27 protein-coding genes and 1 tRNA gene are annotated in these 25,805 nt (G+C 69.2%); 16 read left to right on the top strand and 12 right to left on the bottom strand.

All coding sequences use genetic code 11. The features are described 5' to 3' along the window. Positions 1 to 12: 12 nt before the first annotated feature. Complete coding sequence (locus C441_RS13780) at positions 13 to 2,565, bottom strand: methyl-accepting chemotaxis protein (RefSeq protein WP_007275623.1); 2,553 nt, start codon at positions 2,563 to 2,565, stop codon at positions 13 to 15. Positions 2,566 to 2,855: 290 nt separating this feature from the next. Here C441_RS13780 and C441_RS13775 point away from each other — a divergent pair, with 290 nt between their 5' ends. From C441_RS13775 to C441_RS13755, 6 genes are all read left to right on the top strand, one after another. Further along, positions 2,856 to 3,200 (top strand): ferredoxin, encoded by a 345-nt coding sequence (locus tag C441_RS13775; RefSeq protein WP_004969217.1) that lies wholly within the window; start codon positions 2,856 to 2,858, stop codon positions 3,198 to 3,200. A gap of 41 nt (positions 3,201 to 3,241) precedes the next feature. Then, positions 3,242 to 3,326: transfer RNA gene (locus tag C441_RS13770), tRNA-Leu, on the top strand. A gap of 64 nt (positions 3,327 to 3,390) precedes the next feature. Further along, positions 3,391 to 4,173, top strand: a complete 783-nt coding sequence (locus tag C441_RS13765) for a tetratricopeptide repeat protein (protein ID WP_007275622.1) — start codon at positions 3,391 to 3,393, stop codon at positions 4,171 to 4,173. Positions 4,174 to 4,224: 51 nt separating this feature from the next. Further along, positions 4,225 to 4,401 carry a hypothetical protein gene (locus tag C441_RS20000; RefSeq protein WP_007275621.1) on the top strand — a complete coding sequence of 59 codons (177 nt, stop codon included), beginning with the start codon at positions 4,225 to 4,227 and terminating at the stop codon, positions 4,399 to 4,401. 117 nt (positions 4,402 to 4,518) lie between these two features. Next, a complete protein-coding gene (locus tag C441_RS13760) occupies positions 4,519 to 6,891 on the top strand; it encodes a methyl-accepting chemotaxis protein (RefSeq protein WP_007275620.1) in 2,373 nt (790 codons plus the stop codon). Between the two features lie 355 nt (positions 6,892 to 7,246). Further along, complete coding sequence (locus tag C441_RS13755; RefSeq protein ID WP_007275619.1) at positions 7,247 to 7,744, top strand: DUF5813 family protein; 498 nt, start codon at positions 7,247 to 7,249, stop codon at positions 7,742 to 7,744. A gap of 62 nt (positions 7,745 to 7,806) precedes the next feature. Here C441_RS13755 and C441_RS13750 read toward each other — a convergent pair whose 3' ends face one another. Together C441_RS13750 and C441_RS13745 are read right to left on the bottom strand one after the other, a co-directional pair. Then, positions 7,807 to 8,043, bottom strand: coding sequence for an Lrp/AsnC ligand binding domain-containing protein (locus tag C441_RS13750; protein ID WP_007275618.1), 237 nt, complete (start codon positions 8,041 to 8,043; stop codon positions 7,807 to 7,809). A 2-nt stretch (positions 8,044 to 8,045) separates the two neighbouring features. Further along, positions 8,046 to 8,729, bottom strand: coding sequence for a potassium channel family protein (locus tag C441_RS13745; RefSeq protein WP_007275617.1), 684 nt, complete (start codon positions 8,727 to 8,729; stop codon positions 8,046 to 8,048). 108 nt (positions 8,730 to 8,837) lie between these two features. On the opposite strand from C441_RS13745, the gene C441_RS13740 reads away from it, so the two are divergent. Continuing rightward, the gene (locus tag C441_RS13740) at positions 8,838 to 9,071 is read left to right on the top strand and encodes an Lrp/AsnC ligand binding domain-containing protein (protein WP_007275616.1); all 234 of its coding nucleotides are present in this window, start codon (positions 8,838 to 8,840) and stop codon (positions 9,069 to 9,071) included. 47 nt (positions 9,072 to 9,118) lie between these two features. Here C441_RS13740 and C441_RS13735 read toward each other — a convergent pair whose 3' ends face one another. Further along, positions 9,119 to 10,165, bottom strand: a complete 1,047-nt coding sequence (locus tag C441_RS13735; RefSeq protein ID WP_007275615.1) for a thiamine pyrophosphate-dependent dehydrogenase E1 component subunit alpha — start codon at positions 10,163 to 10,165, stop codon at positions 9,119 to 9,121. A 160-nt stretch (positions 10,166 to 10,325) separates the two neighbouring features. On the opposite strand from C441_RS13735, the gene C441_RS13730 reads away from it, so the two are divergent. Next, entirely contained in the window at positions 10,326 to 10,646 is a 321-nt protein-coding gene (locus C441_RS13730) for a hypothetical protein (protein WP_007275614.1), read from the top strand. A gap of 24 nt (positions 10,647 to 10,670) precedes the next feature. Here C441_RS13730 and tmk read toward each other — a convergent pair whose 3' ends face one another. Further along, a complete protein-coding gene (gene tmk, locus C441_RS13725; protein ID WP_007275613.1) occupies positions 10,671 to 11,264 on the bottom strand; it encodes a dTMP kinase in 594 nt (197 codons plus the stop codon). An 85-nt stretch (positions 11,265 to 11,349) separates the two neighbouring features. Between tmk and C441_RS13720 the strand changes: the two genes are divergently transcribed. The 6 genes from C441_RS13720 to cofG all read left to right on the top strand — a co-directional run bounded on the left by C441_RS13720 (position 11,350) and on the right by cofG (position 16,916). Continuing rightward, positions 11,350 to 11,595, top strand: coding sequence for a hypothetical protein (locus C441_RS13720; protein WP_007275612.1), 246 nt, complete (start codon positions 11,350 to 11,352; stop codon positions 11,593 to 11,595). Between the two features lie 136 nt (positions 11,596 to 11,731). Next, positions 11,732 to 12,637 (top strand): complex I NDUFA9 subunit family protein, encoded by a 906-nt coding sequence (locus tag C441_RS13715; RefSeq protein ID WP_049920600.1) that lies wholly within the window; start codon positions 11,732 to 11,734, stop codon positions 12,635 to 12,637. Between the two features lie 211 nt (positions 12,638 to 12,848). After that, positions 12,849 to 14,036, top strand: a complete 1,188-nt coding sequence (locus tag C441_RS13710) for a tubulin/FtsZ family protein (protein WP_004969204.1) — start codon at positions 12,849 to 12,851, stop codon at positions 14,034 to 14,036. Further along, positions 14,005 to 14,799: a hypothetical protein gene (locus tag C441_RS13705; RefSeq protein ID WP_007275610.1), complete on the top strand. Its 795-nt coding sequence runs from the start codon at positions 14,005 to 14,007 to the stop codon at positions 14,797 to 14,799. The genes C441_RS13710 and C441_RS13705 overlap by 32 nt, the downstream gene beginning before the upstream one ends. A gap of 6 nt (positions 14,800 to 14,805) precedes the next feature. Continuing rightward, complete coding sequence (cofC, locus tag C441_RS13700; RefSeq protein ID WP_007275609.1) at positions 14,806 to 15,426, top strand: 2-phospho-L-lactate guanylyltransferase; 621 nt, start codon at positions 14,806 to 14,808, stop codon at positions 15,424 to 15,426. A gap of 323 nt (positions 15,427 to 15,749) precedes the next feature. After that, on the top strand, positions 15,750 to 16,916 hold the full coding sequence (cofG, locus tag C441_RS13695) for a 7,8-didemethyl-8-hydroxy-5-deazariboflavin synthase subunit CofG (RefSeq protein ID WP_007275608.1): 1,167 nt from the start codon (positions 15,750 to 15,752) through the stop codon (positions 16,914 to 16,916). 37 nt (positions 16,917 to 16,953) lie between these two features. Here cofG and C441_RS13690 read toward each other — a convergent pair whose 3' ends face one another. The 3 genes from C441_RS13690 to cofH all read right to left on the bottom strand — a co-directional run bounded on the left by C441_RS13690 (position 16,954) and on the right by cofH (position 19,609). Next, positions 16,954 to 17,556, bottom strand: a complete 603-nt coding sequence (locus C441_RS13690) for a hypothetical protein (RefSeq protein WP_007275607.1) — start codon at positions 17,554 to 17,556, stop codon at positions 16,954 to 16,956. A 135-nt stretch (positions 17,557 to 17,691) separates the two neighbouring features. Continuing rightward, a complete protein-coding gene (locus tag C441_RS13685; protein WP_007275606.1) occupies positions 17,692 to 18,240 on the bottom strand; it encodes a hypothetical protein in 549 nt (182 codons plus the stop codon). 1 nt (position 18,241) lies between these two features. Beyond that, positions 18,242 to 19,609 (bottom strand): 7,8-didemethyl-8-hydroxy-5-deazariboflavin synthase subunit CofH, encoded by a 1,368-nt coding sequence (gene cofH, locus C441_RS13680; protein WP_007275605.1) that lies wholly within the window; start codon positions 19,607 to 19,609, stop codon positions 18,242 to 18,244. A 109-nt stretch (positions 19,610 to 19,718) separates the two neighbouring features. Here cofH and C441_RS13675 point away from each other — a divergent pair, with 109 nt between their 5' ends. Continuing rightward, a complete protein-coding gene (locus C441_RS13675) occupies positions 19,719 to 20,135 on the top strand; it encodes a DUF5518 domain-containing protein (RefSeq protein ID WP_007275604.1) in 417 nt (138 codons plus the stop codon). A gap of 51 nt (positions 20,136 to 20,186) precedes the next feature. Here C441_RS13675 and C441_RS13670 read toward each other — a convergent pair whose 3' ends face one another. Beyond that, positions 20,187 to 22,280 (bottom strand): ATP-binding protein, encoded by a 2,094-nt coding sequence (locus C441_RS13670; RefSeq protein WP_007275603.1) that lies wholly within the window; start codon positions 22,278 to 22,280, stop codon positions 20,187 to 20,189. 219 nt (positions 22,281 to 22,499) lie between these two features. Then, complete coding sequence (locus tag C441_RS13665; protein ID WP_007275602.1) at positions 22,500 to 23,258, bottom strand: SIR2 family NAD-dependent protein deacylase; 759 nt, start codon at positions 23,256 to 23,258, stop codon at positions 22,500 to 22,502. Positions 23,259 to 23,396: 138 nt separating this feature from the next. On the opposite strand from C441_RS13665, the gene C441_RS13660 reads away from it, so the two are divergent. Next, positions 23,397 to 24,416: a phosphoribosylaminoimidazolesuccinocarboxamide synthase gene (locus C441_RS13660; RefSeq protein WP_007275601.1), complete on the top strand. Its 1,020-nt coding sequence runs from the start codon at positions 23,397 to 23,399 to the stop codon at positions 24,414 to 24,416. 35 nt (positions 24,417 to 24,451) lie between these two features. Here C441_RS13660 and C441_RS13655 read toward each other — a convergent pair whose 3' ends face one another. Both C441_RS13655 and C441_RS13650 read right to left on the bottom strand, forming a co-directional pair. Continuing rightward, complete coding sequence (locus C441_RS13655; RefSeq protein WP_007275600.1) at positions 24,452 to 24,667, bottom strand: hypothetical protein; 216 nt, start codon at positions 24,665 to 24,667, stop codon at positions 24,452 to 24,454. A 61-nt stretch (positions 24,668 to 24,728) separates the two neighbouring features. Next, positions 24,729 to 25,712, bottom strand: a complete 984-nt coding sequence (locus C441_RS13650) for a formyltetrahydrofolate deformylase (RefSeq protein WP_007275599.1) — start codon at positions 25,710 to 25,712, stop codon at positions 24,729 to 24,731. Between the last annotated feature and the right edge of the window lie 93 nt (positions 25,713 to 25,805).

Raw genomic sequence — 25,805 nt, 5'->3', positions numbered from 1 at the left:
GACCCCACCCGGTCAGCGCTTCGCCGAGTTCTCGTACTCCGACAGGCGGGCCGACACCTGTTCGTCCATCGTCGCCAACACGGCGTCGAGGTCGCGGCCGTCGAACAGCTCGGACAGCCCCTCCGACACAATGGTCCTGACGGTCGTGAAGGGGCCGACGCGAGCGCCGCGGGTGGCCGGCGTGTCGACGGTCTCGGCCAGTTGGTCGAACGCGACCGCGAAGCCGGGGTGCTCGTCGAACCAGCCGTCGTCGCGGAGGAGGTCCCGCGTCCGGCGGTGGACCGGGAAGTACCCCGTCCGCCGGTGCCAGCGACGCTGTTGTTCGGGCCGGGTGAGCCACGCGATGAACTCGCCCGCGGCGGCCCGTTTCCGGGATTCGACGCCGTCTGCGACCCACAGCGACGCGCCGCCGACGACAACGCCCTCGCGGGTCGACCCGGGCGAGGGGAACCGCCCGACCTCGGCGGTGAAGCCGCGTTCTGCGGCTCCCCGAACGACCGACGCGGCGCTCGAACTGGAGTCCACGAGCATCGCGGCACGGCCGTCGAGGAACGCCTCGCGCGCGTCTCGGCGGGCCTCGACGCCGGGGTCGAAAAGCAGGTCGTTGCGTTCGAGGTCGCGCCACCACTCGAACACGCGCGTCCCGACCGGGCCGTCGAGGTGCGAGGTGCGGGCGGTGCCGCTCCGGCCGTTGTCGGCGTCGAAGAGGCACTCGCCGGCGGCGGCGAACCACTGCTCGACGAACCAACTGTAGTTCGCCCACGTCGCGCCGTAGTCGACGTTTCCGCTCGTCTTCAGCGTCGCCGCGGCCGAGGTGACCTCGTCGAACGTCGCCGGCGGGTCGTCGGGGTCGAGGCCGGCCCGCTCGAACGCGTCGGCGTTGTAGTACAACACGGGGTTCGAGGCGTTGAACGGCATCGACCAGAGCGCGCCGTCGTGGCGGTAGTAGTTGGCGATTTCGGGGACGAGTTCGCCCGCGGACGCCCCGTCGGGGAGCACCGACTCGACGGGGATGAACGCCCCGCTGTCGAGGGCGCGCTGGGTGCCGACCTCGTACAGTTGCGCGATGGTCGGCGGCGTCCCCGACCGGGCCGCGGCGAGCGTCGCGTCGAACGTGCCGCGGTAGCTTCCCTTCGACGCGGTGTCGACGCGGACGCCGTCGTGGTCGGCGTTGAACTCGTCGACGAGCGACTCCAGGACCTCGGCCTTGTCGCCGGACATGCCGTGCCAGAACTGGACGACGGTCTGGCTCGACTCGGTCGCCTCGGCGTGGAGGCGGTAGCCGTCGATGGAGTCTTGCAGGTGGTCCGCTTGGTCGGAAAGCGCGCCTATCTTCGTCACCGCCTCGGAGAGCGACACGGTCTGTCGGCGGGCCGACCCGGCGGCGTCGACCGCGAGCGCCGCGGTCTCGTCGCTTATCTCGCCGACGCCGTCGGCCTGGCTCACGACCTCTTGGGAGGTCGCCGCCTGCGAGTCCGTGGCGTCGGAAATCTCGTGGAGGCTCCCGTTCGTCTCTTCGAGGTCGGAGACGACGCCGTCGAGCGCCGACAGCGCGTCCTGAATCGTCTCGCTCCCCTCGTCGAGGCGCTCGCTCGTGTCGGTGATGTCGTCGACCGTCGCGGCCGACTGCGCGCGGACCGTCTCGATGGTCGATTCGATGTCGGCGGTCGCCGCCTGCGTCTCCTCGGCGAGCGCCTTCACCTCGTCGGCGACGACGGCGAAGCCGGCGCCGGCCTCGCCGGCGCGGGCGGCCTCGATGGAGGCGTTGAGCGCGAGGATGTTCGTCTGCTCCGCGATGTCGGAGATCTTGGTCGCGATGCCGGTGATGTCGTCGATGCGGTCGTCGAGTTCCTCGACGCGCCCGACGGTCGCGTCGGTCCGCTCGCCGATGGCCGCCAACTCGTCGATGGCGGTCTCGGCGGCGCGCTTGCCGCGGTCGCCGCGCGCGACGGCCTCGTCGGTCGCGTGCCTGATTTCGTCGGCGGAGGCGGCGACCTCCTCGATGGTCGCCGAGAGGTTCCGCATCTCGTCTGCGACCTCCTCGACGCTCTCGCTTTGCCGGCGCGCGCCCGCGGCGATGTCGTCGACGGAGCCCGCGACAGACCGGCTTTCCTCGCGGCTCTCCTCGGCGGCGTCGGCCACGATTCGGGTCGACGCCGAGACCTGGTCGGCGAAGGCGTCGACGGTCCGCATGGCGGTCTGCCACTCCTCGAACAGCTCGTTGAGGGCGCGGGCGTGGCGCGCGAGCGCCGGGTCGTCGGGAACGTCGACGCGGACCGTCAGGTCGCCGTCGATACAGCGTTCGATAGCCGCGGAGAGGTCGTCGAGCGCGGCGGCGTCTGAGGCCGCCGGCGCGGTGGCATCGTCGTCGGTGGAAGGAGACTCCCCGGCCCCAGACCCGACGGCGACCGTGGGTGGTCCCCCGCCGTCGCTCCGCGCGTCGTCGCGCGCCGGCGCGTTCACAGCGTCCGATTCGGAGTCGTCGGTCGTGCGCGACCCGAGCGCGGCCCGGACGGTTGCGCGAAGCGACGACGCTCGGCTCCGGAGGTGGCTGTCGTCGTCCATTGGTCCGGAATCTCTCTGGTCGGTGATAAGACCACGCCCTCGAGTATCACATATGAGAACGTATTCGTGACTGGTGGTGCATCCGTCGGGGACTCACTCGACGGAAGCGACCCAACGTATCCGGATACCACGGGGAGAATACGGTACGCGCGCTCGTCGTGGCCCGGGGATAAAGCGCGACGAGCGCGCTTCGACGGACGTACCAGAAGTTCGAGGAGTCGCGTGGGGCCGGCCCGCGGCGTCGCCGCGCGACCGACAGCGCAAAGACCACCGCGCGGCAAGGGCCGACGATGAGCGAGGAGTCCGACCGTCCGAAGCCGAGCGACTTCGGAACCGACGAGAACGCCCCGCCGGTCGACGAAAAGCCCTACAAGATAATCTTCGAGGCGAACAAGTGCTTCGGGGCCGGCCGGTGTGCGGAGGTCGCCGACAACTGGGAGATGGACCTCGAAACCGGTCTCGCCCGCGCCAAGTCGTACTTCGTCGGCGAGGACGAACTCGACGAGAACGTCGAGGCGGCGGAGGTCTGCCCGGCGAAGAAGGGCCGCGGCGTCATCCACGTCATCGACCGCCGGACCGACGAGGAGCTATCGCCGAACCCGCACGGCGACGGGACGCTCTCCGTCGACTGGTAAAGCGAAAGCACTTTTCTCCCCCTCGAAGAACGGGAGAGTGCGCGGGGGTGGCTGAGCCAGGCCAAAAGCGGCGGACTTAAGATCCGCTCCCGTAGGGGTTCGCGAGTTCGAATCTCGTCCCCCGCATTTTCATCGCCGAGCGACGGCGACCTCCGACCACGTTATCTCGACTCCCCGCCAATGGGTACGAATGGCTTCGACGCGCAGACACCGCTACTCGGAGGGACAGGGATTCGGCGACCCCTACGACGGCTTCGACCTCGACCCGCCGACGTACCGGCTGAACTGGCGGTTGGTCGACCCGGCGGACGACCACGCCCTCGCCGAACTGGTGGACGAGGCGGGAATCGACCCCGACGCGGTCGACCCGGCGGCGCTCGTCGAGGTCGGACTGGCCTACGTCGCCGTCGAGGAGTACGAACAGGCCGTCGACAGCTTCGGACGGGCGGTCGCCTACGCCGACGAGGACTCGCCGACGGCGTGCGAGGCGTGGGTGAACAGGGGCGTCGCCCACGCCCAACTCGGCGAGTACGACGAGGCGGTCGGCGCGTACCGCGAGGCGCTCCGCATCGACGACGACGGCGAACACGCCGCGACCGCGGAGACGAACCTCGCGTACGCGCTGTGGGAACTCGGCGATTCGTCGGGTCCGCTGGACCGCGCCGAGCGCGCCGTCGAACTCGACCCGCGACTCCCGCAGGCGTGGTACAACCGCGGCTTCTTCCTCGCCGAGCGCGGCCTCCACGAGGAGGCCGTCCGCTGTTTCGACGCCGCCATCGCCCTCGGGATGCGCGACGCCTCGGTGCGGGGCGAACGCGAGCGGTCCCTCGCGTTCCTCGAAGACGCCGTCGAGAGCGAGACCGAAGCGCGGGACAGCACGGCTCCGGAACGCGCCCGCGTCGGTGACGAACCCGAAGCGCACGAGGCCGCCGCCGACGCGGCCGACCCGGACGTGAGAGAGCGAGGCGAGTAGGGCCGCACCCACAACTATTTTGACAGTTCGAATAATGAGATGTAATTAGCCGTGGCACCCGGACACCTCATCACGCGATTCGACGCCGCGCTCCTCGGCATGGCCGTCTGCCTCCTCGTGGGGGCCGTCGTCGGCGTCGTGTCCGCCCTCCCGACGTCGGTGGCCGCGGGCGGCGGCGCGACCGGTGCCGCCGCCCTCGCGCTCGGCGTCACCGCGAGCGAACTGTAGCCGGTTCTCGGAGCTCGTAACTCGGTGCGTGAGACGGGTGCCCTTTTGTCTCACAGTATCACTGCTGATAGTCAGCGGGACAACGCTTTACGTCGCATTCGCTTGCTACCGACTGACATGAAGCTCGCCACGCTGGTTCCGGCGGTGCTCAGGCGGAGCTACCTTCGGAAGTTTCTGTTCGTTATCCTCCTCGTGGCCGCGGTGATGGGCGGGTTCGGTCTGTACGTCTCGGACGTGGTCGGGACCGAAGTCAGAGCCGGCACTCACAGCGACCTTGAGATGGTCGCCACGCTGGAGGCAGAGGGGCTATCGAACTGGGTGGACGGCTACGCCCGGACGTCCCGGATGCTCTCGGAGTACGAGGCGGTCCAGACGGGCGACCCCGACGGCATCGACGAGGCGCTCGAACGCGAAAAGGAGACGCTCCCCGACGAGGTGATGGCGATTCACTACCTGCGGCCGTCGGACGGCGACATCGTCCGAAGCACCAACGGGGTGATAGAGACCAAATCGGTGTCCGACCTCGGCCTGTCGTGGACGACGGGGTCGTTGGCGATGGACGACCCCGACGCCGTGGCCGTCTCAGAGGTCTACCGCTACGGCGGGAGCGAGCGCCTCGCGTTCCTCAGTCCGGTCGAGGGGCGGGACGGGGCGGTGATGGTGGTCGTCGACGCGACGAAGCACGCCGAACTGCTGAGCGAACCGGTCGAAGGCTCCCAGACGCGCGTGGTGACCGAGGGGGGCGTCATCGCCTTCGACAAGTACGGAAAGAACGTCCTCACGACGTACCGCGAGGGAGCGGAGACGCCCGCGCTCGACGCCGCGCTCGGCGGTGAAACGGGCGTCGTCGAACGCGAGACCGACGGGGACGCCGGCGGCGACGTCGTCGCTTACGCGCCCGTCTCGGGGGCGAACTGGGCGGTCCTCGTGGAAGCGCCGCAGACCAACGCCTACGCGGTCGCGCAGGTCGTCGAGCGCGACGTCGCCGTCCTCATCGGCGTGGCCCTCGCCGGCCTCGCGCTGGTCGGCGTCGTCATCGGCCGCAACACGGTGCTGTCGCTCCGACGGCTCCGCGTCAAGGCGGCGGCGCTCGCCGGCGGCGACCTCGACGTGGACCTCGAAACCCGGAGAGTCGACGAGTTCGGGGCGCTGACGCGGGCGTTCGCCGAGATGCGCGACGGGTTGCGCGAGCGCATCGAAGCGGCCGAAGACGCCCGCCGCGACCTCGCGAGCGCCGCCGACGACTACCGCGAGACGATGGACGCCGCGGCGACGGGCGACCTGACGGTTCGGACGTCGGTCGAGCCGACCGACGAGGCGATGGCGGCCGTCGGCGACGGTATCGACGCGATGCTCGCCGACCTCGAAGCGACTATCGGACGGGTCGCGTCGTTCGCGGCGACCGTCGACGCGGCGGGCGAGCGCGTCACCGCCGGCACCGAGGAGGTCAGCGCCGCCTCCGAGCGGGTCGAGCTGGCGACGGCCGACATCTCCGAGGGCGCGGCCGAGCAGGCGTCGCTCCTCACGGAGGTCTCCTCGGAGATGCAGGACCTCTCGGCGACGGTCGAGGAGGTCGCCGCCTCCGCCGACGAACTCGCGGCGCTCGCCGGCGACGCGTCGGAGCGCGGCGAGGCCGGCCGGGACGCGAGCGCCGCCGTCCACGACGAGATGGCGAACATCGACGAGCGCGTCGCGGTCGCGGCCGAGGGCGTCGAAGCGCTCCGCGACGAGGTGGCGGACATCGGCGAGGTGGTCGACCTCATCGAGGACATCGCCGACCAGACGAACATCCTCGCGCTCAACGCCTCCATCGAGGCCGCCCGCGCCGGCGAGGCCGGCGCCGGCTTCGCCGTCGTCGCCGACGAGGTGAAGGCGCTCGCCGAGGAGACCGCGGACGCGACGACCGAAATCGCGTCGTCTATCGAGTCCGTCGAGGCGACGGCCGACGAGACGGTCGCCGCCGTCAGGACCGCGCGCGAGCGCGTCTCCCACGGGTCCGAGACGGTCGAGTCCGGCGTCGCCGCAATCGACGAGGCGGTCGACAGACTCGAAGAGGTCGACCACGGCGTCGCCGCCGTCGACGAGGCGACCACCTCGCAGGCGTCGGCCGCGCAGTCGGTCGCGCGCCTCGCGGACGAGGCGGCCGACATCGCCGACGAGACGCGAGGCGAGGCCGCCGACGTGGCCGGCGCGGCCCACGAGCAGAACGACGCGATGGTCACCGTCGCCGGGCAGATGCAAGAGCTGTCGTCGGCGACCGACGAACTCCGGGCGCTCGCCGACCGGTTCGAGGTGCGTGAGAAAGCGGCTCGTGACGGCATCGGCGACGAAGACGGGCCCGCGACAGCGGACGGGGCGAGTTCCGAACCGCTGTCGTCGCCGACGATGGCCGACCTCGCCACTGACGGCTCGGGCGGAGACGAGTCTGTCGGGGACGGAGCTGACTCGGGTGAACGCGAACCTGCCGGCGACGGCCCGGGCGAGAACTGACGCGGCCGCGTCGCCGGCGGGGTGTCACTGTTCAGTTGTTGCTCGGGTCGATGCTGTTCAGCTATCGCTCGGGTCGGTTGTTCGTTCGACCGCGCGGGAAAACGCGAGCCGTCGCTCTCCGATGTGAGCTTCGTGAGAAAGGGATAGGCAGCCGCACGGGAGCGGCCCGCGCGGCAAATGCCGCCCTAGATTGGTCCCCGCTGACGCTTCGGCCCTCCAAAGCGAAGCGTCACCTGAACGGAGTGCCGCGAGATACTTAAACGTGCCGCCATTCGCCCAAAACCGCCGCAGGCGGGCGATTCGGGGGCGCTCGCGACGCAACGGGCTTTTCTCCCGTCGGGACGTTCGTCCGGGTATGAGCGAAGACGACATCCCCGGTCGAGTCCGCCGCGCGTTCGGCGACCACGGGTCGTTCGAACCGGTCGACGACCGAACCTTCGAGTCCGTGACGACGCCGTTCGACGGCACCGTCGGCGTCGCGGCGCAGGACGGCGGCCGCGTCGAGTTCGACGTGGAGGTGCGCGTCCCGATGCTCTCTGCGGTCGCCGACGACGTGGCCCCCGTGGTCGAAGACGGCTGGTACGAGACGTTCGAACTCCGCCTCGAAGACGTGGGCGGCGTCGTCGCCGGCGACCACGACCTCGACCCCGACGTGACGCGCGCGGGCGACGAGGCGGTCGTTCGGGCGAGTTTCGCCGACATCAACGAGCGACGCGGCGTCGACGACGCCGGCGCGGTCATCGACTACGTCGAGGGCACGTTCGTCGAGGGCATCATCCCCGGCTACGACTACGGCGAACCGGTGACGAGCCTCATCCAGAACGCGAGAGACGCCGCCGGCGCGGGCTTCTGAAAACGAGCGTGTTCGGTTCGAGCGCGGTTCGGGCGGCCTTGTGGGGCTGGCCGTGTCCGGGCTCAGTCCATCGCGATGTACGTCTGGGTGTCTTCGATGCCCGCCACCGACTGGATACCGCCGGCGATGTCCTTTACTTCGGTGGGCGAGTCCACCTCGACTTTCACGATGAAGTCCACGTCGCCGGCGACGATGTGCGCGCTGACGATGCCGTCGGAGACGGCCAAGAGGTCCTGTTTCAGCTGGTCGATGCCGCCGGAGACGGGCGCGGCCTTGACCATGATGTAGGCGTAGACCATCGTCACGCACCCCCCGCCGCGGTGGCGACCTCGTCGCCGACGAGCAGTTGTCGCACGTCGTCGAGCACGCCGAAGTCCGCGAGGACGGCCACGCGGTCACCCGTCTCCAGCGAGTCGTCCGAAAGCGGGATACCCATCGGGCCGTCTTTCTTCCCGAACGCGAGGATGCGGGCGTTCGCCGGGAGCGCCACCTCCTCGATGCTGTAGCCGTTCATCGGCGACCCATCGGTCACCGTCACGAGGATGACCTGCAGGTGTTGGGCGATGTCGGCGATAGCGCGGATGGAGCCGCCGAGAAGCGCGTTCTTCGCGCCGATAGCGCCGAGGCGCTCGGGGTAGACGATTACGTCCACCTCCTTGGCGTACTTCTGGTACACCTCCTCGCGGTAGTCCTCGTCGACCCGGAGCACCGTCCGACAGCCGAAGTGCTTGCCAATCATGCAGGCCGCGAAGTTCACGTTGAGGTCGGCGGTGAGCGCGCCGAGGGCGTCGGCCGCCTCGATACCGGCGTCGACGAGCACCTCCTCGCGGGAGCCGTCGCCTTCGACCACGTCGAAGTCCGCCTCGCGGGCCCGCTTGACCCGGTCGCGGTCCAACTCCACCAGGACGATGTCGTGGCCCTCCTCGCGGAGGACGCGAGCGGTGCGCAGCCCAACCCGTCCAGCACCAATGATAACGAACCGCATGATAAGACGGTATGTCGGCGGAGGCAAATAACCTTCCCCCGGTTGGGGCAAGCGGGCCGTCCCCGGTCGAAGCAAGGCTTTTGATGACTGTGGTAGAATATCTCACGCATGGTTCACGCGTTCATCATGGTGAAGACCGGAGCCGGCGAGTCGGAGCAGTTGCTCGGACCCATCCGCGACTTCGAGACGGTGGCCGAGGCCCACATCGTCGCGGGCGCGTACGACATCATCGCCGAGGTGGACACCGACGCGGTCTACGAGGTGCTGAAGACGGCGTCGAGCCGCGTACAGGGGTTACAGGGCGTCGCCGACACGAAGACGTACATCTCCTTGGACGACTGAGGGGTCGAACGCGGCCTCCTGGACGACTTCGGGAGTCGACCGCGCACTCAGCGCTCGATGTCGAACGAGCCGTTGCGCTCGACGAACGCGACGTGTTCCTCGCGCTGGCGGGCGAGCTCCGGCGGCAGTTCCGCGTAGACGCTGTCGAACAGCTCGTCGGTCCCCGGCTCGGGCGTCGTCTCGGCGCGCTCGACGGCCTCGCGCAGTTCCTCGTCCGCGTCGTCATGCATGGCCTCGACGGCCGCGTCGTCGACGACGCCCCCCTCGCGGCAGAACGACTCGAAGCGGTCGAGGGGGTCGCGCGTCCGCCACTCGGGGAGGTCCGGCTCGTCGTCGCGGTAGCGCGAAGGGTCGTCGGCGGTCGTGTGCGGGCCCTGCCGGTATGTGAGGCTCTCGATGAGAACCGGCTCCCCGGCGCGGGCCTTCTCGAAGCCGCGCTCGACAGCCTCCCTGACCGCCAGCGGGTCGTTGCCGTCGACCTGCATCCCGTCGATACCGTAGGCGTCGGCCTTGGCCGCGATGGACTCGCTGGCGGTCTGGCGCTCGCGGGGGAGCGAAATCGCCCAGCCGTTGTTCTCACAGAAGAAGACGACCGGCGCGTCGAAGACGCCGGCGAAGTTCAGCCCCTCGTGGAAGTCGCCCTCGGAGGTCGCGCCGTCGCCGAAACAGACCAGCGCCGCGTGGTCGTCGCCGCGGTAGTTCGCGGCCATGCCGACGCCCGCGGCGTGGGGAATCTGGCTCCCGATGGGGACCGCCTGCGGGAACACCGGCACGTCGTGGTCGGAGTTGTATTCAGCGTGGCCGCGGCGAAAGAGGAAGATGTCGCTCGGCGGGACGCCGCGGGCGAGCTGGAGGGCGTTGGACCGATACGTCGGCAGTAACACGTCGTCGTCGCGCATGGCGTGTGCGGCCCCGATTTGGGAGGCCTCCTGCCCGCGAAACGGCGGGTAGCCGCTCATCCACCCGCGCCGCTGGAGGGCGAGTGCGCGCTCGTCGAACCGGCGCGCTCGAATCATGTCGCGGAGGGCGGCGCGGGCGTCGTCCGCGGTGAACCCCGTGTCGTCCAGCCCGCGCTCTGCGATGAGTCGGTGCATGGCGGTGAGTCACGGTCCTTCGTGATAAACGTCACCCGTCTGCGGGGCGGTCGGGGGCGGTCGGAGGCGCTCCGAGTCGGGCGGTCCGACCGACGGCGACGCCGGACGAGCGGGTCGCCGAGAGCGACAGGCCAAAGACCACCGCCTCCCTAGGTCGGCTATGGTCTCGGTGGTCAACCTCGTGCTCATGGGCGCGCTCATCGTCCTCCACACCCTCATCGCGGCGGTCATGACCCGGTTTTTCCGCCTGCGGCTGAACACGCGGTGGGGGTCCGTCCTGTACGCCCTGTTTCTCATCCCGCTCGTGCTTTTCGTCTCGACGCTGGTGTTCTCCGGGGTCTTCGGCATCGGCGTCGACCTCGGCAGTCCGACGGCGGCGCTCGGCGTGATGATAGGGATGCCGCTCGCGCTCGGCTTCACCATCGACACGCTCTACGTTCCGCCGCCGGAGGAGTACGAGAACCTCCCGAACTCGCGGTGAGCCGCGAGCGGTCGGGAGTTACTGTTACTGTTCTGCGAGAATCTCTTCGAGCGCCGCCTCGACCGCTTCGAGCACGTCCTCGGGCGACTGCGTCGCGTCGACGCGGACGAACCGCTCCGGCTCGGCATCGATGAGTCGCTCGTAGTTGGCGCGCACGTCCGCGAGGTACGCCGCCTGTTCGAACTTGTTCGTCGCGCCGCTCCGCGCGGCGGCCGTCTCGGGGTCCACGTCGAGGTAGATGGTCTTGTCCGGGGGGCGGGTGAAGGCCGCGTGGATGCCCATGATGTACTCCATCGGGCGGCGGAGGTCGCTGTCGCTGAGCGCGGCCGCCTGATAGGCGTACCGCGAGTCGGAGTAGCGGTCGGAGACGACGAGGTTCCCGTCGGCGAGGGCCGGCCGGACGACCCGCGAGAGGTGGTCGGCGTGGTCGGCGGTAAAGAGGAACAGCGTGGCCAGCGGGTCGGCGTCGTCGTCGTCGATGGCGCGGTTGACAGCCTCTCCGTACCACGAGTCCGACGTGGGCTCGCGCGTGAAGACGGCGTCGGGGTACGCGTCGTGGAGCGCCTCCCAGACGGTCGTCTTCCCGCTCCCGTCGAGCCCTTCGAGCGTGACGAGCATACCCTACCAACTCGGCGCTCCCGAAAAAGCGCGCCGAAGCGCGCCGCCGCAACGATAATGTCAACGCGGACCGATATACGCCGTAGTGGCACCCACCTGCGAGCGGTGGGACGACCTCCGACCGAGGGACAAACAGTACAGCGTCGTCCGCTTCGACGAGCGGGCGTCCCCGACCGACCCGGCGTTCGCGACGAAGCAGTCGGAGGTCGACCACCCGAACGACGCGCCCGACGAGTGCCCCGCGGCGGCCGAGGAGCTCGTCGTCTACGACCGAATCGGTCGGATGGTGAAACGCACGGACGGGTCGGTCGCGCCCTCGGTGCTGTTCTGAGCGCGGTCGCAGTCGCGGGCGGTGCGGATGCGGACCGCGGCCGAGCGCGAGAACGTCTTTCGCATCTGAGCGTTCGCCGGCGAAATCGACCTCATTCCCCCGTTAGCTTTACCCTCATTCCGCCGAATATTACGGCATGAAAGTCCTTGTTGTCGGCGGAAGCGGATTCATCGGGAGCCACCTCTGCCGCGAACTGCAGTCGCGGGGCCACAGCGTGACCGCGATGTCGCGGAGTCCGAACAGCGAGGACCTCCCCGACGGCGTCGAGAAGGCGATGGGGGACGTGACGGACTACGACTCCATCGCGGGCGCGTTCGAGGGGAAGGACGCGGTCGTCAACCTCGTCGCGCTCTCGCCGCTGTTCGAGCCGAGCGGCGGCAACCGGATGCACGACATCGTCCACTGGCAGGGGACCGAAAACGTCGTGAAGGCCGCCGAGGCCCACGACGTGCCCCGACTCGTCCAGATGAGCGCGCTCGGGGCCGACACCGACGGCGACACGGCCTACATCCGCTCGAAGGGGAAAGCCGAGGGGGCGGTCAAGTCGTCGGGCCTCGACTGGGTCATCTTCCGTCCCTCGGTCGTCTTCGGCGACGGCGGCGAGTTCGTCTCCTTCACGAAGCGGCTCAAGGGGATGTTCGCGCCCGGCGTCCCGCTGTACCCGCTTCCCGGCAACGGGAAGACGCGGTTCCAGCCCATCTGGGTCGGCGACCTCGTGCCGATGCTCGCCGACGCCGTCGAGGGCGACGAACACGTCGGCGAGACCTACCGCATCGGCGGGCCGGAAAAGCTCACGCTCCGCGAGATCACGGAGATGGTGTACGACGCCGAGAACAGGTCCATCACCATCGTCCCGCTCCCGATGGGTCTCGCGGGCGTCGGCCTGACCGTTCTGGGGGCGGTCCCCGGCTTCCCGATGGGGAAAGACCAGTACCGCTCGCTCCAGTTCGACAACACGACCGACCGGAACGACGTGGGCGTCTTCGGCGTTGACGTGTCGTCGATGAAGACGCTCGGCACGTATCTCGCCGAGCGAAACTGACGGCTCTCCAACCGTTTTCCGAAGTTAAGCGGTCGTGAACTGCGCCCCATTTCGCCGGTATGAGACGCTCTCCGGGGATAACGTCCGATTAACACCGGTTTCGAGTCGCCGTTTTTCGCCGATAATCTGATGCTGGAAATACACTTCCCCATCACAACGCTTATGTCCGCGTTCGTACTGCAATTCACGCAATGGCGAGGGGACTGAACCTATGAAGCTCGCAATGATCGGATTCGGGCAAGCCGGGGGAAAAGTAGTCGACAAGTTTGTCGAGTACGACCGGGAGCGCAACGCGGGAATCGTCCGCGCGGCGGTCGCGGTGAACTCCGCGAAGGCTGACTTGCTCGGACTGAAGAACATCCCGAAGGACCAGCGCGTCCTCATCGGCCAATCCCGCGTGAAGGGACACGGCGTCGGTGCGGACAACGAACTCGGTGCCGAAATCGCCGAGGAGGACATCGACGAGGTACAGGGTGCCATCGACAGCATCCCCGTCCACGAAGTCGACGCCTTCCTCGTCGTGTCCGGGCTCGGTGGCGGCACCGGCTCCGGCGGCGCGCCGGTCCTCGCGAAACACCTCAAGCGCATCTACACCGAGCCCGTCTACGGGATCGGTATCCTGCCGGGGTCCGACGAGGGCGGTATCTACACGCTCAACGCCGCGCGCTCCTTCCAGACGTTCGTCCGCGAGGTCGACAACCTCCTCGTGTTCGACAACGACGCCTGGCGGAAGACCGGCGAGTCGGTCCAGGGGGGATACGACGAGATCAACGCGGAAATCGTCAACCGATTCGGCGTGCTCTTCGGAGCCGGCGAGGTCCAGGACGGACAGGAAGTCGCGGAGTCCGTCGTCGACTCCTCGGAGATCATCAACACGCTGGCCGGCGGCGGCGTCTCGACCGTCGGCTACGCCTCCGAGGGCGTCGAACCGCGGAAGAACAAGGGCGGCGGCCTCCTGTCTCGGCTGACGGGCGGCGACGAGCCCGATGACAACCTCGACACGGCGCACACGACCAATCGAATCACGAGCCTCGTCCGCAAGGCCGCGCTCGGTCGACTCACGCTCCCGTGTGAGATCGAAGGCGCGGAGCGCGCACTGCTCGTTCTCGCTGGTCCGCCGGAGCATCTGAACCGGAAAGGCATAGAGCGCGGGCGGAAGTGGATCGAGGAGCAGACCGGTTCCATGGAAGTTCGCGGCGGCGACTACCCCATCCCGGGCGCGGAGAAGGTGGCGAGTGTCATCCTCCTGTCGGGCGTGACGAACGTCCCGCGCATCAAGGAACTGCAACAGGTCGCCATCGAAGCACAGGACAACATCGAAGAGATCCGCCAAGAGAGTGATTCGAATCTGGAGACCCTCATAAACGATGACGAGGACGAACTGGAGTCGCTTTTCTAAGCTGGCGCTCGCGCTCGTCGTACTCCTGTCGGCCTTCGCGGGGCAGGCAGGGGCGGTGAGCGTCGCGTCCGACGACGTCCCCGACGAGGCGCAGGTCGGTACGCAGGTGACCGCGTCGGTCACCCTCGAAGAGCTGTACCGGAGCCCGCAACTCGAATCGTGGACGCTCGCGGGCCAGACCGACCTGGAGGACGTGACGTGGACCGTCGCGTACTACGACCAGACGGGCGCGAGAGTCGACCAGCAGTCCTTCGACGGGCAGAACTTCAGCGGCGCGGAAATCGCCACTGCCGACGGGACGAGCGAAGTGGAGGTCACCGTGACGGGAATCGTTCCCGAGGTGGAGTCGTACAGCTACGACCCCGCACAGACGTTCACGATAATCTCGCTCGACCAGACCCGCGAAGGCGGCTCCAGTAACGATATCGACTCGTGGACGGTCCACCACTACACCGAAGAAAGCGCCGCCGCGCGCGACGAACTCGACAGCGCGCGGGACGCGATTCAGCGTGCGAGTGGGGCCAACACGCAACAAGCCCAGCAGACGTTCAACAACGCCGTCGAAGCGTACAACGGCGAGGAGTTCAACCTCGCGACGAACCTCGCCAACGAGGCGGAGACGAGCGCGAATCAGGCCCGGCAGTCGAGTCAGACGACCCAACTGCTCATCTACGCGGCGGGTGGCCTGCTCGTCGTCGCGCTCATCGTCGGCGGGTTCCTCTACTGGCGGTCCCAGCAGTCGACCTACGACAAACTGGGCTGATTCTCCGTGCGAGTCGTCGTTCCCTTCGGGGGACGCGAGCCGAAAACCCGACTCGCCTCATTTTTCGACGCCGACGAGCGACGCGAGTTCGCGGTCTCGATGCTCCGGGACGTGCTCGACGCGGTCCGCGCGGCCGGCGGCGACCCCGCGGTCGTCGCGGACGCGCCCGTCTCGGTCGGGGCACCCGTTACCGTGGACGACCGGCCGCTCACGGCGGTCGTCGGCGACGAACTCGACGGACTCGGCGGCGACCCCGTCGCGGTCGTCATGGCCGACCTCGCGCTCGCGACGCCCGCGGCGCTCGCGCGGCTGTTCGAAACTGACGGCGACGTGGTCGCCGCGCCCGGTCTCGGCGGCGGCACGAACGCGCTCGTCGTCCGCGACCCGAAGTTCTCCGTGGACTACCACGGCGCGTCCATCCTCGACCACCGGCGAATCGCCCGCGAAGCCGGCTGTTCGTTCGCCGAGGTGGATTCGATGCGGCTCGCCGTCGACGTGGACGAGCCGAGCGACCTCGTCGAGGTACTCGTCCACGGCGAGGGCCGCGCCCGCGAGTGGCTGGTCGACGCCGGCGTCCGGCTCGAACGCGGGACCGGCCGGGTCGAGGCCGTCCGCGCTCGCCGATAGGACCTTAACGGTCCGCGATAAACAGTGTCTGGCGCGGTCGTCTGTCTGCCCGGCGGGAACTGAGGCAACGTGCGCCGCGCGCTCCGCGTCGCGAAGACGACGCGTGAGTCGAAGTGGAGTCCGAACGTCGCGACGACGACGCGAGTCTCACTCGCAACTAACTCGGGGCGAGCGCCTGACGGCGCCTCGGACGGGCCGGAGACGTGTCTGGCACCAACTATCCGGCCCCGAGCTCGACTTCCGTTCTGCCGCCGCAGTCTCGAACACCAACCGTATCGGTCGCGAGTGACACGCTTTTAGTGGCTCGTCACACACCGGGAGGTATGTTCCCGGGTGCCGACGAGTACGGAGTCGACCTGACTATCGACGACGCCGACGTGGAGCGACTGCTCGCCGTCACCCCGGACGACGCCGACGCGCCGGCGTCGCTTTCGTTCTCGCGGAACGTCTTCGTCCCGCTGACGACCGCCTGCCGTTACACCTGCACCTACTGCACCTACTACGACGTGCCCGGCGAGGCGACGCTCATGTCGCTCGACGAGGTCCGCGAGACGGTCCGCACGGGCGCGGACGCCGGCTGTACGGAGGCGCTTTTCACCTTCGGCGACGCCCCGGACGAACGCTACACGGAGATTCATCGCCAACTCGACGAGTGGGGCTACGACGACATCCTCGACTATCTCGCGGCGGCGTGCGAGGTCGCGCTCGACGAGGGCCTCCTACCGCATTCGAACCCCGGCGACCTGACCCGCGAGGAGTTCGCCGACCTCGTGCCCCTGAACGCCAGCATGGGCGTGATGCTGGAGACGACCGCCGACGTGCCCGCCCACTCGGGGAACCGCCGGAAGACGCCGGGCCAGCGGCTCAACACCATCCGCGCCGCGGGCGAGGTTGGCGTCCCCTTCACGACGGGCATCCTCGTCGGCATCGGCGAGACGTGGCGCGACCGAGCCGAGAGCCTGCTGGCCATCCGCGCGCTCCACGAGCGCTACGGCCACGTACAGGAGGTCATCGTCCAGAACGTCGTCCCCAACGAGCGGTCGGACTACGAGCGCCCGTCGCTCGACGCGATGCGCCGGGTCGTCGCGATGGCGCGGGTCGCGCTCCCCGAGGAGGTGTCGGTGCAGGTCCCGCCGAACCTCTCGGCGGCGGCCGACCTCGTGGCCTGCGGCGTCGACGACCTCGGCGGCGTCTCGCCGGTCACGGACGACTACGTCAACCCCGACTACGAGTGGCCCGCGCTCCGAGAACTCGCCGACATCGCCGACGAGGCGGGCGTCCCGCTCCGCGAGCGACTGCCGGTCTACGAGCGGTTCCTGCCGAGCGGGGCTGGCGGTCCGAGGGGAGAGACCGGCGACCGACTCGCGACAGCGCCGGACCGCGAGTGGCTCCGCGACCCGATTACCGACCGGCTGGAAGCCGACGACGTTCACGGCCGGCGGTTCCGAAACGTCGCCCGCGGCGACGGCCCGCTGTCGATTCCGCGGTGAGAGCGACGCCGCGTCGGTCGACCGTTGATGTCGTTTTCTACCGACGACGAACGAGAACTGAGTAGAGCGCGACGACCGCGGCGGTCACGGCGGGCGCGCGCCCCGAGAGCTGTGGCACGCGCTTTCTGACGAGCGTGTAGGCGACGCCGACGGCGAGGCTGGCGAGGAGAATCCCCCGCGGGCCGTCGCCGAGCGTCAGGAACCCCGGCACCGACAGCGCCGCGGCGAGCGCGAGGTCGCCGGGCGAGCCGTCGTAGGCGGCGAGGCGTCGGGGTTCGACCCAGCCGCCGAGACTGCGGACGTAGACGCCGCGGTCGGTTCGGGCCTCCCACGGGCGGGCCTCGCTACTGCCGCCGAGGTAGTCGGCCGCGCAGTGGAGCGCCGCCGCGACGAACCCGGTCGCCGCGGCCGCGGCCAGCGGGTCCCCCGTGACGACCGCGACTGCGACCGCTCCGACCGAACCGACGACGAACGCCTCGACCTGATGGAGCGTCTTGCGGTGGACGCCGACGACCATGTCGAGGTCGGGGAAGACGCCGCCGACGAGCGCCGCCGCGACGACGAGCGGCGCGGCCGCGGGGGCGACGACCGCGACGGCGGCGGCGAGCGCGAGGCTCATCGCCACGTGCGTCGGGGCCATCACGGGTCGACCACCGCCAGCGTCGGCCGGTTCCGTCGAGTCGTCATCGCTTCGCCTACTCGGCGACCGAGACGTATGAGTTTCGTGGTCGGGCCGAACGCCCGCGGGCGCGGTCGTCCTCGCAGACGCCGCGCCTCAGATGCCGAACCACTCGGGCATCCGCTTTCTGAAGCCGGTGTAGAACAGCGCGACGGCGACGCCGACCGCGACGGCGACGCGGACGCCGCCGGAGAAGACGAGAAACCCGGGGACGGCGAACAGGAGCGTCAGCGCGAGGTCCTCGGGCGCGCCGTCGTAGCGGACGAGATAGCGGGGGCGGAGCCACCGCCCCGTCGGGTGGACGTACACCGCGCGGTCGGAGGTCCGGTCCCACGGCCGGAGCTCGCCGCCCGCGCCGAGCCAGTCGGACGCGGAGTGGAGCCCCGCCGAGAGGAAGAAGAAGGCGGTCGCGACGGTGAGCGCCGAGGGGGATGCGACGGCGACGGCCCCGAACACCGCGGCGGCGACGCTGTAGTAGACGGGGAAGTGGAGCGTCTTGCGGTGGACGCCGACGAAGAGGTCCACGTCGGGGAAGACGCCGCCGGCGAGCGCGCCGACGGCCGCGGCGGTGGCGAGGTCGGGTGCGACCCAGACCAGCGGGGCGGCGAGGGTCAACCCCACGGCCGCGTGGGTGGTCACCATCATCTCAATCGTCGGCGGTCGCCGGGTCTCGACGGCCGTCGAGGAGCGGCGTTCCGTCGGCGCGCGGGCCGAGCGTCGGGCCGTGCGGGCCGTCGTCGGGGTCGAGAGGCCGGCGGGTCCGGTAGTCGGTCGAACGCTCGACCGGCCGGCGGCCGATGGCGGTTATCATGTCGACGTAGTCGTCGAACGAGCGGAACTCGCCGAAGCCGCCGCCGGCGCGCTTCGTTATCTCCTCGGAGAGAATCGTACCCATCAGGTCGTCCGCGCCGCAGTTGAGGAGCTTCAGCGCCTTCGCGTTCCCGAACTTCACCCACGACGACTGGATGTGGTCGACGTTGTCGAGGTAGAGCCGCGCGACGGCGACCATCAGTTCGTCCTCGTCGTCGGACGCGCCGCCGGTCACGAGGCCGCGGTCGTACAGCGGCGTGTTCTGGTGGATGAACGACAGCGGGACGAACTCGGTGATGCCGCCGTATCGGTCCTGTAGGTCGCGAATCACGTCGAGGTGGAGCACGCGGTGTTTCTCGGTCTCGACGTGGCCGTACATGATGGTCGCCGTCACGTCGAGGCCGGCTTGCATCGCGCCCTCCATTCCGGCGACCCACTCGTCGGTGCCGATTTTGCCGGGGCAGATGACCTCGCGCACCTCGGGGACGAGAATCTCCGCGGCGGTGCCGGGCGCGCTGGCGAGGCCGGCGTCGGCGAGGCGACGGTAGACCTCCTCGTAGCTCCAGTCGGTGCCGCGTTTGGCGTGGTGGGCCTCCTCGGGCGTCATCGAGTGGACGTGCGCACCGTCGACCGACATGGCGGAAAGCTGTTCGGCGTAGCTCGCGGGGTCGGTGTCGTACGCCTCGGGCGGCTTGTAGTTCACCTCTGCGGCGGGGTTGTCGTAGGCTTCGAGAATCTCGCGGTGTTCCCCGTCGAGCACGAGCGCGGGGTGGAGGCCGGAGACGGACGTGACCTCGTAGACGCCCATCTCGACCGCGTCGGCGACGATGTCGCGGGACTCGGCGGGCGTCTTCGTGAACCCGCCGTGGTCGGCGTCGGAGTCGGCTTCGAACAGGTGGGCGGTGTTCTTGAAGTTACAGAACAGACAGCCGGTGTTGCAGGCCGTCGTCACGTTGTTGTTGAGGTTGGCGACGAACGTCACGTCGTCGCCGACCATCTCGGCGCGCCGGCGGTCGGCGGCTTCGAGCACGAGTTCCTTGCGTTCGGCGTCGATTCCCTCGCGGTCGGTCCCCGTCGTGATGAGTTCGACGCCGTCGTCGACCGTGAGGCGCTCGCCCGCTCGCGCCTTCGCCAAGGCGTTCTCGAACGACTGGTCTGTCTCCGGGACGTGGTCGAACCCGAAGTCGTGGGCGGCACCGGTCATGCTCGTTTGAAACGCGCCACGGTCGTAAAAACGGGGCGGTACCGGAACTCCGACCGCGGGACGCCGCGGCGGAGAAAGCGTTAGGCCGTCCGGCCGTGTTGTGTCGGGCATGGAACACACCCCGTCTTCGGAAACCGAGTCCGCTCTCCGCGACGACCGCGAAAGCCTGCTGTTTTCGGCGCTCGTCGGCGCGGTCGCCAGCGTCGTCCTCTCGCCGCTTCCGGGGTCGACCGTTCTGGGCGGCGCGGTCGCCGGCTATCTCACCGGGAGCGACCGCGAACTCGGCGTGAAGTCCGGAGCCGTCTCGGGGCTGTTCGTGAGCCTCGTCGGCGTCGTCCTCGGCGTCGTCGTCCTCGGTTTCTTCAGCGTCTTCGCTATCGGCGTCGGCCCGCGCGGGTTCGGCCTCGGCGTCCTCGGCATCGCCGTCGTCGCGCTGTTCTTCCTCGCCGTGCTCCTCGTCTACACCGTCGGCCTCGGCGCGCTCGGCGGCTATCTCGGCGCGTACCTCCACGAGGAGTTCGCCTGAGCGGGCCCCCACCGACTCGCCGCCCCGCTTACCGACTCGCCGACCCGGCGCTCAGGGCTCGGACTCGACGCCGGTGAACTCGAAGCGAGCGCCGCCCGCGTCGCTCTCCCCGACCGAGACCGTCCAGCCGTGGGCGTCGGCGACGTTCGAGACGATTGTCAGCCCGAAGCCGATGCCGGCGGTGCCGGTCGAAAAGCCGGTGTCGAAGATGCGCGACCGGAGCTCGGGCGGGACGCCCACGCCGTCGTCTTCGACGTAGAACCCGCCGTCGAGCGCGCCGACGGTGACGGTGAGGGGGCCGCCCGTGTCGTCGCCGCCGTCGGTCGGTTCGGACGCTTCCGGCGAGCCGTGCTCGACGGCGTTGTCGGGAGCATCCCGGCGGCCCGTCGAGCCGTGCTCGACGGTGTTGTCGGACCCGGTCTGGTTGCCTGTAGAACCGTGTTCGGCGGAGTTCCGCATCAGGTTCTCGAACAGTTGGTGGAGCCGGCCCGCGTCGGCGACGATAGTCCGGTCGGACGCGACGACGAGCGTCGCGCCCTCGGTCTCGACGTTCTCCCAGCACCGCTCTGCGGTCTCGGCGAGGGACACGGTCGTCGTGGCGAACGCGTCGGTGCCCTGCCGCGCGAGGACGAGCAGTTCCTCCGTCAGCGCGTTCATCCGGTCGTGCGCCCGCGCCACCGCCTCAAGATGGTCGTTATCGACGTTCTCGCGGGCGAGGTCGAGGTGGCCCGTGGCGACCGAAAGCGGGTTGCGCAGGTCGTGGGAGACGACGCTCGTGAACTCGTCGAGCCGGCGGTTCTGGGCTTCCATCTCGCGTTCGATGTCCCGGCGCGCCGTGATGTCCGTGTACACCGCGTATATCGTGTTCTCGCCGACCGGGACCGACCGGAGGAGGAAGTCCCGCTCGCCGTTGGCGGTCCGTCTGCGCACCTCCGTCTGGACGAAGTCGCCGGCGCGGACCATCTCGGTGAGCTTCGCGGCCTCGTCGAGACGGTCGTCCGGCGCGACCACGTCGTCGATGGCGCGGCCGACGACCTCGGATTCGTCGTAGCCGAACGTGGCCTCGAACGCCGGGTTCACCGCGCGGATGACGGACTCGCCGTCGACGAACTCCGAGTCGATGATGCAGTCGGCGCTGTTCTCGAACAGGGCGGCGTACTGGTCGCGTTCGACCCGAAGCCGGCGCTCGAAGCTGAGCCGCTGGAGGGCCGCGTTCGTGTGGGCGACGAGGAGCTCCGCGAGTTCGAGGTCGATTTCGTCGAACGCGCCGGTCTGCTCTGAGACCGCCTGAAAGACGCCGAACGAACCGATGGCGACGCTGAGGCCGGAGCGGTAGTCGCCGAACTCGGGGCGGCCGAACGCGTGGAGTTCCATGTCGACCGCGCGGTGGGACTCGCCGGTGCGGAACGTCTCGCCCATCGCGCCGGCGTCTTTCGGAACCGGCCGGAGGGCGCGGGCCGTCGGCGTCGACGACTGCGCCTTCGGGACGAACCGGTCCGCCTCGGCCTCGAAGACGAAACAGATGTCGAGGTTCAGGATGCGCTCTGCGGCCTCGACGGTCTCCGCGTAGATGTCGTCGGCGTCGGCGGCCGACGCGAGCCGCATGGCGACGCCGTGGAGCGACGTAATCTTCCGCTCGGTGCGCTGAATGCGGCGTTCGAGCCGGGTGACGATGTCGCGTTCGGTGCGCTGGGCCTGCGAGCTACGGTAGCGGGCGACCGCCGCCCGGATGCGGTCGGCGAGGCGGTCGTACGAGATAGATTCGATGTCGTCGGAGAAGCGATAGACGGCGGGGTCGGCCGCGAGCAGGTCGTCGTCGCCCTCGTCGCTATCGTCACCCTCGTCGCCCCCGTCCGCCCCGCCGGGGCCGAGGAGGACGACCGGGACCTCGGGGTGGCGGTCGCGGACCAGCGCGACCACGTCGGCGGCGGTGTGTTGGCCGAACTGTCCGGGAATCAAGAGGCAGTCGACCGTCCGGTCGGCGACGTGCCCGAGGGCCGTCCCGAGGTCGAATTCGACGGTGACGGACACGTCGTGGCGGTCGAGCGCGGCCGCGACGGCGTCCGCCCGGGTGCGGTCGGGGGCGACGAAGAGAACGGACGGTGCCGTCCCCGCCGACGTCCCCGGCGAGGGTGACCGAGTCATGCACAGACATGACTGGGAACCGGTATCAATTGATTGGTGAGTGCGACCGGCAGTTCGTGACAGTAAATAAATGATTATTTCCGCGAGCGACGTGAGATAGGGGTCTGATGTCCGCGGACACCGACGCGGACGTGACGACCGCAAGCCGAGCCGTCCGACCCCTGACGGGGCGGTCGCGCGGTCGAACGGTCGTGCGGTCGCGCAGTCACGCGGTCGCGCTCAGACTCGTTTTTCGACTTCGGGGAGGAACGCCGCGAGGTCGCCGCGAACGACGCGGTCGGCGCGGTCGTCGTACTGCGTCGCGTCGAAGTTGACGACGACGAGCGAGCCGCCCTCGGCGGCCCGGCCGGCGAGACCCGCCGCGGGGTGGACCGTCAGCGACGACCCGAGCGACAGGAACACGTCGGCGTCGCCGGCGAGGCGGTTCGCCTCGCTGTAGGCGACCCGCGGGAGGCGTTCGCCGAACAGGACGACGCCGGGTTTGAGCAGGCCGCCGCAGTCCTCGCACCGCGGCGGCGCGTCGCCCGCGCGGACCGTCTCGAACGCGGGGTCTGCGTCGGTTCGCGCGCCGCAGTCCTCGCAGACGACCTCCGCGGCGTTGCCGTGGAGTTCGACGACGCGCTCCGAGCCGGCCTCGCGGTGGAGGCCGTCGGTGTTCTGCGTCACGACCGCGTCGAGGACGCCCCGCGATTCGAGGGCCGAAAGCGCCTCGTGGCCGAGGTTCGGCTCGACGCCGTCGGGGAACATGCGCTCTTGGAGGCGGACGCGGTCGCGCCAGAAGCCGCCGGGGTCGTTGACGAAGCGGTCGCGGTGGAACGACGCCGGGTCGAACTCGGTCTCCCAGATGCCGTCGTCGCCGCGGAAGTCGGGGATGCCCGAGGCGGTGCTCATCCCCGCGCCGGTGAAGGCGACGGCGGTGTCGGCCTCGCGGAGTCGCCGGGCGACCCACGCGGCGTCTGATTCGAGGGCAGCGTCCATAGCCAAACGGACGGGACAGCCGCGAAAAAGCGATACGATTCGCTCGGTGGGCGCATTCGTGCATAGATTCGTCTCGACACGGAGTGAGATACGCACGGAAGTGGAAGCTTCTTAGTGGGATGAGTCCAGAGGACGACCATGACCAGCGTGAAGGACTTCCGCGTCGAGGAGGAGCCGACGGCGACCGACCTCGGGCGGGGCCGCTTCGTCTTCTCGGACCGCTACTCCGTGTTCGACTGGGGCGAGATGCCCGACCACGTCCCGAACAAGGGCGCGAGCCTCTGTCTCATGGGCGCGTACAACTTCGAACTGCTCGACGTGAACCACGTCCCGACCCACTACCTCGGCGTCGTCGAAGACGGCGAGGTCAAAGAGCTCGGCGAGTGCGAGTCGCCGCCGACGGAGATGGCCATCGAACTCACGCAGGTGCCCGACCTCCCGCACGTCGACGGCGCGTACGACTACGACGCCTACCACGAGGCCGCCGGCGACAACTACCTCATCCCGCTGGAAATCGTCTTCCGCAACACCGTTCCCGTGGGGTCGAGCCTCCGGCGGCGCGGCGAGCCCGCCGACTACGGCCTCGACGCCGACGAGTGGCCCGACGAGGCCGTCTCCCTCCCCGAGCCGGTCGTGGAGTTCTCCACGAAGTACGAAGAACAGGACCGCTATCTCTCCCGGGAGGAAGCCGACGACATCGCCGGAAAAGTCGACCTCGACCGCCTCGAAGAGCTGGCGCTCGCCGTGAACCACGTGCTGACAGAGCGCGCCGAGAAGGCCGGCTTCGACCACGAGGACGGCAAAATCGAGTGTCTCTACCACGACGGCACCGTCAAGGTCGGCGACGTGGTCGGCACGTTCGACGAAAACCGGTTTTCCTACGGCGGCCAGCAGGTCTCGAAGGAGGTCGTCCGGCAGTACTACAAGCGCGTCCAGCCCGAGTGGGTCGCGGCCGTGAAAGACGCGAAGACCGAGGCCATCGAGTCGGGCGAGCCGAACTGGCGCGAGAACTGCGCGGTCGAACCCGAGCACCTGCCCGCCGACATCGTCGAGGCGCTTTCGGACCTCTACTGCGCCGGCACCAACGCCTACGTCGACCACGACTGGTTCGACGCGCCGGCCATCGAGGACGCCGTGGCTCGCGTTCGGGACCTGTAGTCGGTCGAAACGAGCGAATCCGCTTTTTCGAGTTCTCACGACGCGTCGTCACCGACGAGGAACCGCCGGCCGCGGCGCAGGAGTTGGACGACGCCGAGCGCGAAAAACACCGCCGCGCCGGTCACGACGCCCGGTTCGACGCCGGGAAGGAGTGGGATAACTCCGAGTTCGTGCGCGACGAGGAGGACGGTCGCCACGAGCCACAGCGCGTAACAGCCGAGCGCGACGCGATAGCGGCGGGAGACGGGCACGACTCCGAATCGCGTCGCCGGTAAAATAGGTCTGGTGGGGGTCGCCCCGTTCGTCGTCGCCTCAGTCCTCGGACAGTTCGGGCGCGAGCGCCTCGCGCTCGCCGAGGGCGTCGATGATACCGTCGACCGGGCGGTCGGGGTTCGACGCTTGTGCCTCGCGGGTGAGACCGAGCTGGTAGCGCTCGGGGTCGGCGCTCTCGCGGAGGCTGGTGCGGCCGCGGTGGACCGACACGTCGTTGTTGAGGTGGAGCTTCACGGCTTCGAGGAGCGCGTCGGCCTCGAGCGGCTGGCCGCGCTCTTTTATCTCGTCGATCGAGGCGTCGTCCGGCACGTCGAAGGCGCGCTGGGCGATGATTGGCCCCTGGTCGAGGTCGGTCGTCACGTAGTGGGCGGTGACGCCGGCGATGCGGACGCCCTCCTCTTTCGCCTGCCGGTAGGCGGCCGCGCCGGGGAACGCCGGGAGCAACGACGGGTGGATGTTGATGATGCGGTCCTCGTAGCGGAAGACGACGTTCGGGCCGAGGATGCGCATGTAGCGCGCGAGGACGATGAGGTCCACGTCGTACTGTTCGAGGAGGTCGATGAGGCGCTCTTCGTTGGCGGTTCCCTTCTGGTCGCCGATGTCGTGGAAGGGGACGTCGTAGTGGCTCGCCAGCGGTTCGAGCGTGTCGTGGTTGCCGATGACGACCGAGATGTCCGCGCCGAGGTCGTCGTTGGCCCACGCCTCGAACAGCGCTTCGAGGCAGTGGGACTCCTTCGTGACGAGGACGGCGATTTCGCGGGTCTCGCGGTCCGAGGGGAACCGGACCTGCACGTCGACGCCGAGGTCGTCGCCGAGGTCGGACAGCGCCGCCCGAAGCTCGTCGCGCGAGCAGGTCATCTCCGCGGTGTCGGCGTGGAGGGTCATCCGGAAGATTCCCTCGCGGACCGCCTGGTCTAAGTCCTCGACGTTGATTCCGCGCTCGAACAGCAGGGTGGTCACGTTCGCGATGAGTCCGGTCTTGTCTCCTCCGATGACCGTGATTTCGGTGAGTTCGCGAGTCATACCGTCACCTCCAGCTGTTCGAAGCTGAACATACCCGTCCTGCGTCGGCGAACGGTAAACCGCTGTCGTTCTCCGCAAGCGAATCCCTCGGGA

This window comes from Haloferax sulfurifontis ATCC BAA-897, from assembly GCF_000337835.1.
Lineage (GTDB): Archaea > Halobacteriota > Halobacteria > Halobacteriales > Haloferacaceae > Haloferax > Haloferax denitrificans.
This window is presented reverse-complemented; position numbering and strand designations above follow the sequence as displayed.

What these genes read in the sequence shown, in the direction of transcription:
- C441_RS13780 (WP_007275623.1), bottom strand. Translation starts at nt 2,565, where the DNA reads ATGGACGACGACAGCCACCTCCGGAGCCGAGCGTCGTCGCTTCGCGCA.
- C441_RS13775 (WP_004969217.1), top strand. Translation starts at nt 2,856, where the DNA reads ATGAGCGAGGAGTCCGACCGTCCGAAGCCGAGCGACTTCGGAACCGAC.
- C441_RS13765 (WP_007275622.1), top strand. Translation starts at nt 3,391, where the DNA reads ATGGCTTCGACGCGCAGACACCGCTACTCGGAGGGACAGGGATTCGGC.
- C441_RS13760 (WP_007275620.1), top strand. Translation starts at nt 4,519, where the DNA reads ATGAAGCTCGCCACGCTGGTTCCGGCGGTGCTCAGGCGGAGCTACCTT.
- C441_RS13755 (WP_007275619.1), top strand. Translation starts at nt 7,247, where the DNA reads ATGAGCGAAGACGACATCCCCGGTCGAGTCCGCCGCGCGTTCGGCGAC.
- C441_RS13750 (WP_007275618.1), bottom strand. Translation starts at nt 8,043, where the DNA reads ATGGTCTACGCCTACATCATGGTCAAGGCCGCGCCCGTCTCCGGCGGC.
- C441_RS13745 (WP_007275617.1), bottom strand. Translation starts at nt 8,729, where the DNA reads ATGCGGTTCGTTATCATTGGTGCTGGACGGGTTGGGCTGCGCACCGCT.
- C441_RS13740 (WP_007275616.1), top strand. Translation starts at nt 8,838, where the DNA reads ATGGTTCACGCGTTCATCATGGTGAAGACCGGAGCCGGCGAGTCGGAG.
- C441_RS13735 (WP_007275615.1), bottom strand. Translation starts at nt 10,165, where the DNA reads ATGCACCGACTCATCGCAGAGCGCGGGCTGGACGACACGGGGTTCACC.
- C441_RS13730 (WP_007275614.1), top strand. Translation starts at nt 10,326, where the DNA reads ATGGTCTCGGTGGTCAACCTCGTGCTCATGGGCGCGCTCATCGTCCTC.
- tmk (WP_007275613.1), bottom strand. Translation starts at nt 11,264, where the DNA reads ATGCTCGTCACGCTCGAAGGGCTCGACGGGAGCGGGAAGACGACCGTC.
- C441_RS13715 (WP_049920600.1), top strand. Translation starts at nt 11,732, where the DNA reads ATGAAAGTCCTTGTTGTCGGCGGAAGCGGATTCATCGGGAGCCACCTC.
- C441_RS13710 (WP_004969204.1), top strand. Translation starts at nt 12,849, where the DNA reads ATGAAGCTCGCAATGATCGGATTCGGGCAAGCCGGGGGAAAAGTAGTC.
- C441_RS13705 (WP_007275610.1), top strand. Translation starts at nt 14,005, where the DNA reads ATGACGAGGACGAACTGGAGTCGCTTTTCTAAGCTGGCGCTCGCGCTC.
- cofG (WP_007275608.1), top strand. Translation starts at nt 15,750, where the DNA reads ATGTTCCCGGGTGCCGACGAGTACGGAGTCGACCTGACTATCGACGAC.
- C441_RS13690 (WP_007275607.1), bottom strand. Translation starts at nt 17,556, where the DNA reads ATGGCCCCGACGCACGTGGCGATGAGCCTCGCGCTCGCCGCCGCCGTC.
- C441_RS13685 (WP_007275606.1), bottom strand. Translation starts at nt 18,240, where the DNA reads ATGATGGTGACCACCCACGCGGCCGTGGGGTTGACCCTCGCCGCCCCG.
- cofH (WP_007275605.1), bottom strand. Translation starts at nt 19,609, where the DNA reads ATGACCGGTGCCGCCCACGACTTCGGGTTCGACCACGTCCCGGAGACA.
- C441_RS13675 (WP_007275604.1), top strand. Translation starts at nt 19,719, where the DNA reads ATGGAACACACCCCGTCTTCGGAAACCGAGTCCGCTCTCCGCGACGAC.
- C441_RS13670 (WP_007275603.1), bottom strand. Translation starts at nt 22,280, where the DNA reads ATGACTCGGTCACCCTCGCCGGGGACGTCGGCGGGGACGGCACCGTCC.
- C441_RS13665 (WP_007275602.1), bottom strand. Translation starts at nt 23,258, where the DNA reads ATGGACGCTGCCCTCGAATCAGACGCCGCGTGGGTCGCCCGGCGACTC.
- C441_RS13660 (WP_007275601.1), top strand. Translation starts at nt 23,397, where the DNA reads ATGACCAGCGTGAAGGACTTCCGCGTCGAGGAGGAGCCGACGGCGACC.
- C441_RS13650 (WP_007275599.1), bottom strand. Translation starts at nt 25,712, where the DNA reads ATGACTCGCGAACTCACCGAAATCACGGTCATCGGAGGAGACAAGACC.